The 13,581-nt window shown below is 60.4% G+C and carries 11 protein-coding genes and 2 tRNA genes; 8 read left to right on the top strand and 5 right to left on the bottom strand.

Annotated elements, in window-relative coordinates; all coding sequences use genetic code 11:
• Window positions 1–19: 19 nt before the first annotated feature.
• Window positions 20–1,273: an ABC transporter substrate-binding protein gene (locus CRD59_RS02550; protein WP_113853036.1), complete on the bottom strand. Its 1,254-nt coding sequence runs from the start codon at window positions 1,271–1,273 to the stop codon at window positions 20–22.
• A gap of 349 nt (window positions 1,274–1,622) precedes the next feature.
• Here CRD59_RS02550 and CRD59_RS02555 point away from each other — a divergent pair, with 349 nt between their 5' ends.
• Entirely contained in the window at window positions 1,623–2,645 is a 1,023-nt protein-coding gene (locus CRD59_RS02555; protein ID WP_113853037.1) for a LacI family DNA-binding transcriptional regulator, read from the top strand.
• Between the two features lie 147 nt (window positions 2,646–2,792).
• Here CRD59_RS02555 and CRD59_RS02560 read toward each other — a convergent pair whose 3' ends face one another.
• Window positions 2,793–4,532 (bottom strand): FAD-dependent oxidoreductase, encoded by a 1,740-nt coding sequence (locus tag CRD59_RS02560; RefSeq protein WP_113853038.1) that lies wholly within the window; start codon window positions 4,530–4,532, stop codon window positions 2,793–2,795.
• Between the two features lie 169 nt (window positions 4,533–4,701).
• Window positions 4,702–5,265, bottom strand: a complete 564-nt coding sequence (locus CRD59_RS02565) for a redoxin domain-containing protein (RefSeq protein ID WP_113853039.1) — start codon at window positions 5,263–5,265, stop codon at window positions 4,702–4,704.
• Window positions 5,266–5,526: 261 nt separating this feature from the next.
• Between CRD59_RS02565 and CRD59_RS02570 the strand changes: the two genes are divergently transcribed.
• The 3 genes from CRD59_RS02570 to CRD59_RS02580 all read left to right on the top strand — a co-directional run bounded on the left by CRD59_RS02570 (window position 5,527) and on the right by CRD59_RS02580 (window position 9,016).
• Complete coding sequence (locus tag CRD59_RS02570) at window positions 5,527–6,879, top strand: hemolysin family protein (RefSeq protein ID WP_113853040.1); 1,353 nt, start codon at window positions 5,527–5,529, stop codon at window positions 6,877–6,879.
• A gap of 160 nt (window positions 6,880–7,039) precedes the next feature.
• Window positions 7,040–7,519, top strand: a complete 480-nt coding sequence (locus tag CRD59_RS02575; RefSeq protein WP_113853041.1) for a Dps family protein — start codon at window positions 7,040–7,042, stop codon at window positions 7,517–7,519.
• A 213-nt stretch (window positions 7,520–7,732) separates the two neighbouring features.
• On the top strand, window positions 7,733–9,016 hold the full coding sequence (locus CRD59_RS02580) for a Na+/H+ antiporter NhaA (RefSeq protein WP_161522263.1): 1,284 nt from the start codon (window positions 7,733–7,735) through the stop codon (window positions 9,014–9,016).
• A gap of 39 nt (window positions 9,017–9,055) precedes the next feature.
• On the opposite strand, the gene CRD59_RS02585 is transcribed toward CRD59_RS02580, so the two are convergent.
• Window positions 9,056–9,820: an SDR family oxidoreductase gene (locus CRD59_RS02585; RefSeq protein ID WP_113853043.1), complete on the bottom strand. Its 765-nt coding sequence runs from the start codon at window positions 9,818–9,820 to the stop codon at window positions 9,056–9,058.
• A gap of 192 nt (window positions 9,821–10,012) precedes the next feature.
• Complete coding sequence (locus CRD59_RS02590) at window positions 10,013–10,687, bottom strand: YgjP family zinc-dependent metalloprotease (protein ID WP_236632677.1); 675 nt, start codon at window positions 10,685–10,687, stop codon at window positions 10,013–10,015.
• Between the two features lie 136 nt (window positions 10,688–10,823).
• On the opposite strand from CRD59_RS02590, the gene CRD59_RS02595 reads away from it, so the two are divergent.
• From CRD59_RS02595 to CRD59_RS02610, 4 genes are all read left to right on the top strand, one after another.
• A tRNA-Ile gene (locus tag CRD59_RS02595) sits at window positions 10,824–10,897 on the top strand.
• 47 nt (window positions 10,898–10,944) lie between these two features.
• Window positions 10,945–11,017 (top strand) — tRNA-Ala (locus CRD59_RS02600).
• 253 nt (window positions 11,018–11,270) lie between these two features.
• Window positions 11,271–11,558 carry a helix-turn-helix domain-containing protein gene (locus CRD59_RS02605; RefSeq protein WP_113853044.1) on the top strand — a complete coding sequence of 96 codons (288 nt, stop codon included), beginning with the start codon at window positions 11,271–11,273 and terminating at the stop codon, window positions 11,556–11,558.
• Window positions 11,559–12,198: 640 nt separating this feature from the next.
• On the top strand, window positions 12,199–13,122 hold the full coding sequence (locus CRD59_RS02610; protein ID WP_236632678.1) for a formate/nitrite transporter family protein: 924 nt from the start codon (window positions 12,199–12,201) through the stop codon (window positions 13,120–13,122).
• Window positions 13,123–13,581 lie beyond the last annotated feature (459 nt).

Consider the following 13,581-nt stretch of genomic DNA (forward strand, 5'->3'; position numbering starts at 1 on the left):
TTTTCTTCTCGCCCTGACGCTATTGCTTCTTACTTTTAGCGTTTTCAAAAGCGGTCTGCACTTGACCCGCCGCTTCTTGCGGCGTCAATTGTCCGGTGATCAGGCCGTCGGTCGACTTCGACATCGTGCTATACAGGCCAGGCAGATATGTACGGTCGAAGAAGGGAACAGTCCTGGTTTTCTGCTGTTTCGTCCAATAATCGAATGTGGGCTGGAACTGGCCCAGGGCCGACTTCACCCCCGTCAATGCGGAATCGTTCATTGAAACATTCACAAGTTCTTGCAGATTCTCCGATTCGGCAAGAAAATCTATATACTTGATTGCCGCCTGCTTCGATTTACTTGTTTTTGAGACACCGAATGTCAGCATGTCCTCACCTGTAGAGAAATAAGGCTTCCCCTGGTCGGAGGGAATCGGCATCATCCCTAGTTTGACCTTCGGGTTATAGGACTCAATCAGTTGTGCACTCCCGTTCGCCCGGAAGTAAAATCCCGCCTTATCAGAGGCCATGAGCCGGGAGATATCATCTGGGGTGGCAGAAGTGTAATCAACATTGAAATATCCATCCTTGGCCCACTGGCTAACCATTGACGAGAACCGTTCATAGACCTTCGAATCGAATTTTCCACTCTTCAGCTGTTTCAATTCAGACTGACTGTATATGCCGGGAAGAATATAATCGGCGATGTCACCTACGGCACCCATATCCTTAGGCGTTGAAACAATCGGCGTGATGCCTGACGACTTAAGCTTTGTGCACGCTTGCTGGAAGGCATCCCAGGTATCGATGCTTTTAGGGTCAACCCCGGCTTTGGACAGTGCGGTTTCGTTGTACATGATGCCTGATACCTGAATATCGGCAGGCAAAGCATAGAATTTGCCGTCCTTGGTCTTATATACATCCTTGCCCAGGGGCTTCAGACGCTTGGCCCACGGACGATCTTGCATCGGCTCGAGGAAATTCGCATACCTGTCACGAGACCAGCCATGGGTAGCCCAGATATCAGGCGGGTTATGCCCTGCGAGTCTGACACGTATGTCATTTTGGTTGCTATTGGTTCCCGGGTCGAGCTTGATATGAATGTCAGGATTCTTATCTTCGAATTTTTTCGTGAGTTTCTGCAAGACCTTCAACTGCGGCGTGCCACTTGACTGCATAGTCATGAATTCAATCGTCTGCTTGCCGCCTGACGAAGAAGAACCGCATGCCCCCAATGACCCGGCCGCCAGGACGCAGCAAGCAGCTGCCGCTATATATTTAAAACCCTTCATCAACCACTCCTTTGTAGGCTGTATCCCATACCTTCGTTAGTCGCCCCAGGTACTCCCATATGACGAAAACGCGGTAAAGAAAAGTATACTCGTGTAGATACTTCTGTCAAAAGCCCACCAGGGCCACAGATCCACCCTTTTCAGCCCCCATGGCGGGCGGCCTGAAGACATCAGACACTAGCACAAAGGAATACCTTTACAGGAACCGTTCCGCAGGGACCTTAAGAAGTTATGGCAACACTTCACTCCCGGTTCTGAAGCATCATTTCTATTCGAGTAGATATACCCCGTTGAGTACCATGGAAACAGCCGGGACACAAACAATCGCAGGACCTAAGGCGGCATTGGCATGGCAGTAGGCACAGGAGCCGGAAGCAAGAAACGGAAGCGGGCCACACGGTCGGATGTCGCTCGCCTGGCGGAAGTCTCGACGGCCGTTGTCAGTTATGTCTACAACAACGGACCCCGGCGGGTCGCGCCCGACACCGCGGAACGCGTGCGTAAAGCCGCGCAGCTACTGAACTACCACCCCAACACCACGGCCCGCGCCTTACGCACCGGATTCTCCAAGATGATGGGTGTGGTCGTGCCCGACTCCTCCAACCCCTTCAGCGCCGGCGTCTACGACGAACTGCAGACGGCGGCAATGGCCCACGGGTATTCCCTGGTTTACATGAACGTGCGCAGCGACACCGGTTTGGAGGACAACGCCATCAGCAAACTGGTCGAGCGCAACATGGATGCCATCTTCCTGTCCTCCACACGTGACCACGCCCAACTCGCGGCAACCCACATGGACCAGTCGCATTTTGTGTTCATGGACCAGCCCCGTGCCGTGCCCGGCGGCAAATGCGTGTCCACAGACTTCTACGATTCGGCCTACCAGGCGGTCGGCCACCTGATCGAGCATGGCCATCGGCGAATCGACATGCTCTTCGGCGGTTCGCCCAAGGACTCCACCGACATGCGCATACAGGGCTGGTACGCCGCCCACCTGGATGCCAATCTGCGGGCCGGCACCGTCATGCAGTCCTTCTATTCACGAGAAGGCGGCTACCAGGCCACGCTCGCACTATTGGACGGCGATGAACCCCCTACAGCCATCTTCGCCGCCTCCGACCTCGAAGCCATGGGCGCCATGCGGGCACTGCACGAGCGGGGCCTGCGCATCCCCCAGGATGTCGCTATCGTCTCCTTCGACGGGACTGTGGATTCCCTTTACACATGGCCCCAGCTGACCACCATGCGGCAGAACACCCACCTGATCGCCAAGCGTGCCATGCAGGCGGCCCTGGAGCCGGAATCCACACCCGACGTACAACTGGTGGAAGCCGAACTCGTGATCCGCCAATCCTGCGGCTGCGGCCAGTGACCATCGCGCGACACGAAGAGCCCAGGCGCACAAGGGCAGCAGTCCCGTTTGTCGGCTCAAAACGATGGGCACCGATAGTGGCCTGGGCCCACTAACATCTTGGCAAAAGGACTGAGGACCCGCCCGGGGGGGGGGGGGACTTGAGCCTCAAGCCCCAATCAGGTCAAGCATCTCGGGGACGGACTTCTTGCCGAACTCGACGGTCTGATCGCCGCCCCGGTTGATCACGATACAAGGCACGCTCATTACGTTGTACCGGTCTTTGAGCTCAGGGAAGCGCGATACGTCGTAGGCTTGCGCACGCACATTCGGATTGCCTGCGGCGATGCGCTGGGAGGACAGCACGGTGGTGGGGCACATGGTGCATGTCAGGGAGACCAGAAGCATCACATCGGTCGGTTCGGCGATGCTTCCGATCCGTTCCTCGGTGGCCCGGTCAAGTGTCTGGCCGGGACCGGCCGCGTTGTACAGGGCCAGCACAAATGAGTTGAACTCATGCCCGGATGGCACCCCATGGAAGCCCATACCGGTACGGTCCAACCGGTCGTCATCACCGCGCCGGCACAGCTCTACGTATGGACGGGCCAGGGGTAGGCCTGCGGAGGGGTCATACTCGATGTCCGACCGGTCGACCACCTGGCTGCTGAGCTTGCCATCGGAAAGGCTGACCAGCTCGCCGACGAAGCCTTCCAGCTCAGTCGAAAGCTTCGTGGAATCCAAGGTCAGCTCAAGCGTGAGTGGCTGGGCCATCTTGGAGAAGACCACGTTCAGCTGCTTACGGATGGCATCGTTGAAAAACCCGGAGGTCCGGGTCTGACCGCCCTGGTCGCGCGGCGCGGCCGGCGCGGGAGACGTACCTGCCGAAGCCGCGGACTTGGCGGCAGCCTCCTCTTTCTGTTCGTATGGCGTATCAGTCGGGCGAGGGGGCACAAGGCCCGTCTTCTTGGACATGTCGGACGCGTAGCGCTCCAGCTCCACGGCGGCCACGGCCCCATCGGCGGTGGCGGTGATGACCTGGCGCAGATTCTTCACACGCAGGTCGCCGGCGGCATAAACGCCGGGGACCGAAGTCTCCAAGTCTCCGTGCGTGACGACATAACCCCGCTTGTCCAACTCGACCACGCCCCTGACCAGCCCGGTCTGCGGCACGTAGCCGGCGAACACGAATACGCCGAAGGTGCCTTTGTCTGCCGGCTCCCAGGTATATTCACGCCCGGCCTTGTTGTCCTTGATCCTCGCCTCCACCAGGCCACCCTGGCCCGCCGATACACCCAGGAGCTCGGTATTGTAGCGGATTTCGATATTCGGGTTTGACTTGGCCTCGGCGGCCACGGCGCCGTCGCACGTGAAATCATCCTCGCGCACCAAGAGCGTGACCTTGGAGGCGTATTTGGTCAGGAAGACCGACTCCTCGGCTGCGGCGAACCCACCACCGACCACCAGCACCTCGCGCCCGGTGAAGAACTCGCCGTCACAGGTGGCACAGTAGGCCACACCCCGCCCGGCGTACTCCTCCTCGCCCGCGAAGCCCAATTTACGGGGGCTGGCTCCAGTGGCGATCAAAACGCCGAAGGTCCTGAGCTCGCCGCGGGTGGTGTGCACGGTCTTGATGTCACCATCCACATCCACCCCGGTAGCCTCGGCGGACATGAACTCGGCACCGAAGTCCTGCGCCTGCTGGCGCATGGTTTCGGTCAGCTGCCGGCCGTCGGTCCTGGCGACACCGGGATAGTTGACCACCTCGGCGGTGATCGTGACCTGCCCGCCGAAATCCGCCTGCTCCAGGATGAGCGTCCGATAGCGCGCACGGGCCAGATAGAGCCCGGCTGCCAGACCCGCAGGGCCGCCACCGATGATGACCACATCGTAAAGATCGTCTTGTTTCACGTGAAAACACTCCTCAGATACAGGCCCTGCGAGCACGACGGACCTCCAGTGCGCCGCCGCAGCCAGCAAACCCTACTTCCATACCAAACTGCTCGGCCCCTGCCGCGTAACAGCGCAGCGGGGGCCGATCGCCACAGCGCCGGCGCCTAAATCCGCCGACGAACGCCAATCAGAGCTGACCGACCAGGTCGAGGCTGGGCTCGATGGTCTCCTCCCCGGGCTCCCACTTTGCCGGGCAGACCTGATCGCCATGCTCGTAGACGAACTGGGAGGCCTGCACCCTGCGCAGGATTTCGTCGGCATTGCGGCCCACGTTGGAAGAGATGACCTCGTAGGCCACGACCTTGCCTTCGGGGCTCAGGATGAAGTCGCCACGCTCAGCCTTGCCTTCGGATTCACTGTAAGTGTCCAGGTCGCGGGCCAGGGTGGCGGTCGGGTCGGCCAACATGGGGAACTGGATCTTGTTGATCTTCTCATTGGCTTCATGCCAGGCCTTGTGCACAAACTCGGTGTCACAGGAGACCGAGTAAATCTCGCAACCGGCCTTCTTGAAGTCCTCGTAGCGGGTGGCCAGGTCCTCCAGTTCGGTGGGGCATACAAAGGTGAAATCCGCCGGATAGAAGAAGAGCACCGACCAGTGCCCCATCAGGTCCTGCTTGGTCACCTCGTGGAACTCGTTGTCCTGGAAAGCCTGGGTCTTGAACTCAGTCAGCTCGTGCTGCAACAGGGTCATCATTACCTCTTTATCGTCATAGGGAAAGGCATGCGCGTTGAGCACGCACACCAGGGCCGTCAACCATGACCGCCCGCGCGGCAAGCGCCATCGCCCCCGGCGCAACCGCTCCGGCGTCCACAGCCATACGATTGTCATCGTACGCGTTGGGCACAGGAAAAAGAAGGGTGCAGTGCGCCCCTCCGATGTGACGTTCGGCACATGGACGGGCATCCGCCCTTCACGCCCGCACTTATCGCGGATTCCACGTACATTTGAAGCATGGCGCTTTGGCTCAATATCCTATTGGTTTTCATCTTCCTGCTGATCGGTTCCGTTTTCTCCGGCACCGAGCTGGCGCTGGTCTCCTTGCGCGGCTCGCAGCTGGACCAGATGGAACAGGAGGACGCACGGGGGGCACGCGTGGCCAAGATTGCCCGCGACCCAAACACCTTCCTGTCCGCCGTACAGATCGGTGTCACACTTTCCGGTTTCCTTTCCGCATCGTTCGGCGCCTCATCGATAGCTCCGTCGGTGGCCCCGATCGTACGTTCCTGGGGTGTGCCGGCCAGCCTCGCGTCCACGCTGACGACCATTGCCTTGACCTTGATTATCTCGTATTTCTCCATCGTGATCTCCGAACTGGTACCCAAGCGCATCGCCATGCAACGTGGCGAGCAGATAGCCCGTGGGGTGGTCCCCGCCATCGATGTCTTCTCCACAATCTGCAGACCGCTCATCTGGCTGATCGGCAAGAACACCAACGGCTTGGTGCGACTGTTGGGCTTCGACCCGCAACAGACCGACACCGAGGTCTCCGACGATGAACTGCGGGTGCTGGTCTCATCCAACACGAACCTGAGCAAGGACGAACGGGTGATCCTGGGCGATGTGTTCGACGCTTCAGAGACCAGTGTGGCCGAAGTGATGCGCCCGCGCGCCGACGTGGTCTTCATCTCCGCCGACATGAGCCTGGAGAAAGCGGCGGCCTTCGTGCGCAAGGAGCCCTACTCCCGCTATCCGGTGACCGGCCGCGACTTCGATGACGTGCTGGGCTTCGTGCACGTTCGTGACCTGCTGGACGTACGTGATTCGAAGGCCCGGACCGTCGCTGACGTGACCCGTCCCGGCATCTCCCTTCCAGGCACATCCAAACTCCTGCCCAGCCTTGAGAAGCTGCGCAAGCGGGGCATCCATCTGGCCGTGGTGATCGACGAGTACGGCGGCACAGACGGTATCGTCACCCTGGAGGACATGACCGAAGAACTCGTCGGCGACATACGCGATGAGTACGACCTGCCCGAGGAGAAAGGCGGCCCCAGGCCCGACCGAACCGCTTTCGTGGACGGCGTGGCAACCGTCGAGGGCGGCATGACCATAGAGGATTTCGCGGATCTGACCGGCATCGAACTGGAGGACGGCCCATACGAGACGGTAGCCGGCTATTTTCTGGCCCACACCGGCAAGCTGGGCGAAGTAGGCGACATACTCCACTCCGACGATGGCTACGACATGGTCGTCTCCAAGGTGGACGGCCGACGGATCGAAACCATCCAGGTGCGCAGGCGGGAAAGCGAGCGCAACGCCGGAGAGGACGATGCCTCCGCAGGGAAAGACCGGGTTGCACACGCCTGATGCATACTTTCTTACAGAAAACAGGTTCGGGGCGAGTTGACTTCCGGCGGTCGTCCTCTAATCTTGTAAGTAAGGCCAGGTCGCAGAGCGACAGACCAGCCGTCGGGCATCACAGGCCAGACTGGAATCCCTCCAGCAGACGGCAGACAAAGGAGTAGTCATGGCATTGGAATTCACGGTTCCCGGGCTCGACGCCGAGACCAGCAAGAAGGTCATCACGATTCTGCAGAGCAGGCTTAGCAACGAGCAGGAGTGCGCGCTCGTCCTTAAGCATGCCCATTGGAACATGAAGGGCAAGAACTTCATCGGCATCCACGAGATGATGGACCCGGAGGTCGACTCCGTACTGGCCATGGCCGACGAGACCGCAGAGCGCATCGCCACCCTGGGTGGCCAGGCGGACGGCCGTCCTGACGACATCATCAAGAACCGCACCTGGAAGGGCATCGAAATCGCCGGCCGCCAGGAGGCCCTTGATTACCTCAAGGCGCTGAACGACTACTACAGCGAGTTCATCATTGCCGACCGCCAGGCCATCAAGGAGCTGGATGACCTGGATGTCATTTCTTCCAACATCATCCAGGATCATGTTCAGGAGCTGGAGCACTTCCAGTGGTTCATGAGGTCCCACCTGATCTGAGCCCAATCGCTCGGAGCGCTAAAGCGCCCTTTTCTCTAACGGAGCCAGTCGCCTTACCGGGGCGGCAGGCTCCGTTTCTTGTTCCCCTTGTCTGCCCGGCATTGTCGTAAGGATCGGGGTTGTCTGCCATCAAGTTCGGGCGCAGGGTTAGACTGTTGCAATGGGAGACGGTTTTGTCTCATGCCGGGAAGACTGGTCGGCGACGCAGGATTCATGTCGCTACAGATGGGGGTAACCGTGCCCAGACCAGGCCGCCGTTTCCACAATTTCACCTACCACTTGCACACCTTCGCCGAGGACGACCGCAAAGCGGGACTGTTGATGATGTCCGCCGCCCTGGCGGGGTTGGTGTGCGCCAACGTACCCAAGCTCGGCCAGCTCTATCAGGTCGCCGTCTCCTGGGTGCCGCTGTCGGACCTTCCCACCTCCCGGCATTTAGATTTGTCGGTCGGCGGATGGGTGCAGGACGGGCTGCTCGCCTGTTTCTTCCTGGTCACCGGCCTGGAGTTGCGGCAGGAAATGACCTCGGGCACCCTGCAAAGACCCAAACAAGCCCTACTCCCTCTCCTGTCCGCAACGGGCGGGGTAGCGGTCCCGATAGCGGTCTACGTCCTCATCAACCTGAAATCCCCCATCACAGCGGGTGGTTGGGCGGTACCCACCGCCACCGATGTGGCTTTCTCCTTGGCCGCGCTTCAAATCCTGGCTCCCCGGACCAGCCCCTCAGTGCAGGCGTTCCTGATGACGCTGGCGGTATGCGATGACATTATCGGAGTCATTCTCATCGCGGTCTGCTTTTCAGAACCCGGCAACGTCTGGGGTCTGCTTTTGGCTGCGTCCGGTTTGACCTTATGGTCGGTGCTTGCCCGTTTACGGCGCTTGGCATGGCCCGCGAAGTTCGGCATGGCCTTGGCGGCACCCTTGGCCTGGTACGGCTTCCTGTTGGCAGGAATCCATCCGGTTCTGGCGGGCGTGGCTTTGGGACTGCTCACACCGGCCCGGGCCGATACCCCACAAAGCAGTTCGCGTGCGGCCCGGCTCGAAGCCCGCTTGATACCTTTGTCGGCGCTGCTGGCCCTGCCCTTGTTCGCTTTCTGCTCCTTGGGTATTCCCCTGGGTGGTTTCAAACTCAACTGGCTGACCAGCCCTGTTTTCCTTGGGATCTGTCTGGGCTTGGCCTTGGGCAAACCGGTGGGCATCATGGGGGTGGTTGCCTTCTGCTCGCGGCTGGGCATCAAGCCACCACTGGGCGCACGGCTGCCCGATCTGATCGCCCCGGCACAGTTGTGCGGTATCGGATTCACGATGTCGTTCCTGATGGCCCAGCTGGCTTTCAAGGAACCGGATTTGGAGCATACCGCCTTGGTGGGCGTATTGGCCGGATCCCTGCTGTCCGTGCTGCTGGGGACTTGCACGATCGTCTGTCAAAAACGGTCATCCCCTCGACGCCCGCTAGATCAAAACCTTCACCGCCCCAGCAAGGGTTACGACCGATAAACCCCCACCCCGACCATCGCCTGTCCAAGGGGACCGGGCTCAGCGCCGGTAGACCTTGGTGTAGGAACCCTCGGCGCGTGGGCGGACCACGATCTGGTCGATGTTGACCGTGTCCGGCTGATCCAGAGCCCAGGTCACACAGTCAGCCACGTCCGCGGCCGTCAGTGGATCCGGTACGCCGGCGTATACCGCTTGGGCCTTGGACCGGTCACCAGCGAAGCGCTTGACCGAGAATTCATCGGTATGGACCATGCCAGGCGCGATGTCGATCACCCGAACCGGCTTACCGATCAGTTCCAGCCGCAAGATCCGGGCCATGACCCGTTCAGCGGACTTGGAGGCGCAGTATCCACCGCCCCCCTCGTATGGTTCAATGCCGGCGGTCGAAGAGACGATCAACACGCTCCCCTCGTCCTGCTCCAGTGCCGGCAACAGCTTCTGCGTGATGCGCAACGTGCCCAGCACGTTGAGCTCATACATGGCCCGCCAATCGTCCAACTTGGAGGTCGCCACCGAATCCTTGCCGATTGCCCTGCCCGCACAGTTGACCAAGGCCTTGACAGGCCCGGCGGCCATGATCTCATCGACGGCGGCCTGGGTGGAAGCCTCGTCGGTCATGTCACAGACCCGATAGGAGAAGGCTTGTCCCAGTCCGTCCGCCATCGCGGCGAGTTTATCCTCACGGCGGGCGAGCCCGACCACCCGCCAGCCGTGTGCCACCAAGGCTCGCGCCGATGCCGCACCGATGCCGCTGGAAGCCCCGGTCACAACCGCACACCCGACCGCCTCACTTACATCCGCCATATCAGACCCCTTTCCTCACAAGTTGATCCGGCACCGCTCTGCCATCAAGTCGAAGTCCAATTCATCGCCTTACCCACTTATTCCCCCAAGTTACTCCACTTGAACGCCGGGTATCAGCGGAAATGGGAATGTGGTCGAACGTCAATGTATCCACCGACTTATCCACAATGGTCCACAGCCGCTGGGAGGGGCTCAGATGATGACATACCTGTTCAGCGCCCGCCGCAGCTCCCGCCATCCCGGTAGATAAGAATCCATCAACCCCTGAAAGCGGTCCCCGTGCCCCGATGCGCGCAGATGAGTCAGTTCATGCACCAGAACGTACTCAAGAAAGCGGGGCTCCAACCAAGCCAGTTCCAGGTTCAGGCGGATACGCCCGGTGGCGGGTGTGCAGGATCCCCAGCGGGTCGTCATCCGCCGCAGGGTGATGGCGGACGGCCCGCGCCCAACCACCGGAACCCACCTGTCCACAAGTCCGGGCAGCTGTTCCTCAATGATGGCCCTGGCCCGGCGCAGCCGTTCACCATTGCCACCCGTTGATTCACTGGGCGAGCCGGAAGCGGCACCCCAGCCGGCCCCGTTACCGGCAGCACCTTCGTCGAAGATCCGCTCGGACCGGGCGATACGATCCCTGGTCGAACGAATCCAGCCCAGTTTGGATGCGGCAAAGCGCCGGACCTCCGCTTCGGGAATCCTGGCAGGCGCCGTTATCTCGATATGCGCGTCCGGCGGCTTGATACGCAGGTAGACGTTCTTTACCTGTTTACGGATGAGGAGCGCCTGTTCGCCATTCACATCAATCCACCGCCTGGAGAGGACCTCCCGACCCTGGCGTCCCGCCCGAGCCCGCTGAAAGGAATTAGGCATGCTCCCATTCTCCTCCGACCCGCTGATTTCCCTGGCCGTCACTGGATGCCGTGACACTCGGAAGGCACTCGGAGAATTGACTTTCGACGGCCGTATGGTAACCTGGCTGCTTGTGTGATGGCTTATCACGCGGTTTGGGCCTGTAGCTCAGCTGGTTAGAGCGCATCCCTGATAAGGATGAGGTCGGAGGTTCAAGTCCTCCCAGGCCCACGCAGCGGTTCCTTCAAGACCCTGCATGTTGGTATGATTCATTTCTTGGGGCTGTGGCGCAGCTGGTAGCGCATCTGCTTTGCAAGCAGAGGGTCAGGAGTTCGAGTCTCCTCAGCTCCACTTCGTGGGATTCCGGGCATCGCCCGGGAACCCTTTTTCTTGCTGAACACGGCTCTATACCAACGTTTATAAGCCCCCCCCCCGCGCCCGCCGTCCGTGCGTTTCCGTGTGAAGACGAATGATTAGGCGCATCCTAGAGGTGCACGTTTGCCCATCAACCCGCCTAAGAGCATATGGCCGCATTCCTCCATCCCCTGATAAACCAGCGACGTTACTTATACCGGAACCGGGGCCCCCGCAGTAGACTGGAACCATGCCACAAGCAGTATTCACGGATGAGGAATGGGTGACATTCGCACGGGAATTCGGACGCAACCTGCAACGCCTGCGTAGTGAACGCAATCTCAGCCAGGAGCAGTTGGCAGCGGCTACCGGGCTGAGCCGTTCTCAGTGCCAGCGTCTGGAAGCCGGCGCGAACCGCAGTGGTCAACCCAGCAACCCAAGCCTGCGCAACCTCCTAGCCCTTGCGACGGCTCTGAATACCGACCTGACCACCCTGGTTCCCGAGGCGCTTGCTTGCAACGCGAATAAGCAGGCATAAGGCTCAATCCGTACCGTTGGGGCCCCAAGGCAGGGCCGGCAACGACTGCCGGTAACAGCCACCAGGACCTAAGGCGATTAAACCGCTCCATCCCGGTCCCTAGCCGTGTGGCCGGCCAATCGGTCTCCATGCACACCAGACCACCGATGCGCCCGGCCGATTCGCGTATAGGCACAAGGGTGGACTATGCCCATCGCCGTCATCGCCCTCAGGAGCTCATGCGAATCATGTTCCTGGTACGACCACTGGTCCCTCCGGCAGCCTGGCGCAAGCAGCCAGGCCCTTGCCTGCAGTGCACGTCACATTGTTGGCTGCATCCTCAAATCCTCCGTGTAAGCCCTCGTCAACCCATCACCCCGCCGTCGAAACCATCGAATTTCCAGGCACAGGCGGAAGGGCACAGCATCCCAAACGGGCACAACCATCTTGCCGCCATAAGCACTGGTCGGCGCGGAATCCCCGGTTTCGGCACACCAACACCATCGGCAATGGCACCTATGATGCCAGTGAGCAAGATCCCCGGATCGCAACCATCCCGCCAGCGGATGGCCGGCTGCCGCCGCCCCCTATACGGGCCGTCAACCAGGCCTGTGCAATCTGGCCTTCATGCATTTCATGCATAGATGACATAATGAAACTCGTGAACGAGAAGCTTGAACGAAACGCGCCTGCGAGCGCGAAGACGGACCAAACGACAGACGCGACCGGCGATGAGAACACCAAGCCCCTCTTCCCGGGTCGCACCTTCATTTCCACCGTGTTGGATGTGGTGGACAGCAAGGACACGATGACCGGTCGGATGACCAGCAAGTACCTGCAGCGGGCGGTCATGGCTGGCCTGTTCGTAGGCATCTTCTTCACCGCCTTCTTCTACATCGTCGGCCAGTTCTCCGCGGACCCAGCAAATCCTGGGCTGAAACTGGCGGGTCGAGCCATCGCCGCACTCACCTTCGGCTGGGCCCTGGTACTGATCTACTACACCAATTCCGAGCTGCTGACCTCGAACATGATGGTGGTCACGATCGGCGCCTACCACAAGCGTCTAGGCTGGATCCACTCCCTGCGTATCCTGGGCCTGTGCCTGTTGGGCAACCTTGCAGGAGCCCTGGTTGTGGCGGTCATCCTGCGTTTCTCGACAATCATCTCTGGCCCCACAATGGCCCAGATGCTGGCTGCCGCCGCCACCAAGACCGGCTACATCGCAGGGGGCTGGCACGGTGTCGCCGACCTGTTCGTACGTGGCATTCTGTGCAACTTCTGCATCAACATCGCCATGCTCATGGTCTACAACGGCAAGCTCACCAACGACTTCACCAAGTGCACGATCATGGTCATGGCGGTCTTCGTATTCGCCTTCTGCGGCTTCGAACACTCGGTCGCCGACTCCGCACTCTTCCTGATCCTGGGCACCTACGGGGCGGTGAACGCAGGGCAGGCCATCGGCGTGGTGGCAATCGCCATGCTGGGCAACTTCGTCGGCGGCGGCATCCTGATCGGACTTAATTTCGCCACCATGAACGACGAGCGCCGCTACACCGCCGGCAGCGAATCCATAGCGCACTGAACCGGACGCGATACGTCTACCCTGCCCCCCATCGGCACCACACCCGCTCAAGACCAGTATGGCCCGGCTTGCACAACGGAAAAAGCGTCCCACAACCTGCCCGTATCGCATAAACCAGAGCAAGGGCAGACAGGCACGGCCGCACTACCGCGAAGAGAATATGACGCTGCGTCCCAGCCCCAGCAGAAAGCTTTCGGGACTGGGACCCGTCCGACCTGAACCGCTTCATGAACGCCTGCCGCATCAAGCGCAATCTCATCGCTGCAGGCTGCATGGTAGATTGCCGCAAATTCATCAGCCAGCTACTGGTGGTTGACACATTGAGACGACCGACTGGACGAACGCTGGAAGATCATCGAACACCCTTGGGGAGGGGGGGGGGGATTCGCCCGGTCAACCCCGGGGCGTGTCCTGGCCCAGGTTCCACGGAGCCATCAGACCAGCTTTCCGCACAACACA

The organism is Bifidobacterium xylocopae (genome assembly GCF_003315615.1).
Classification (GTDB): Bacteria; Actinomycetota; Actinomycetes; order Actinomycetales; family Bifidobacteriaceae; genus Bombiscardovia; species Bombiscardovia xylocopae.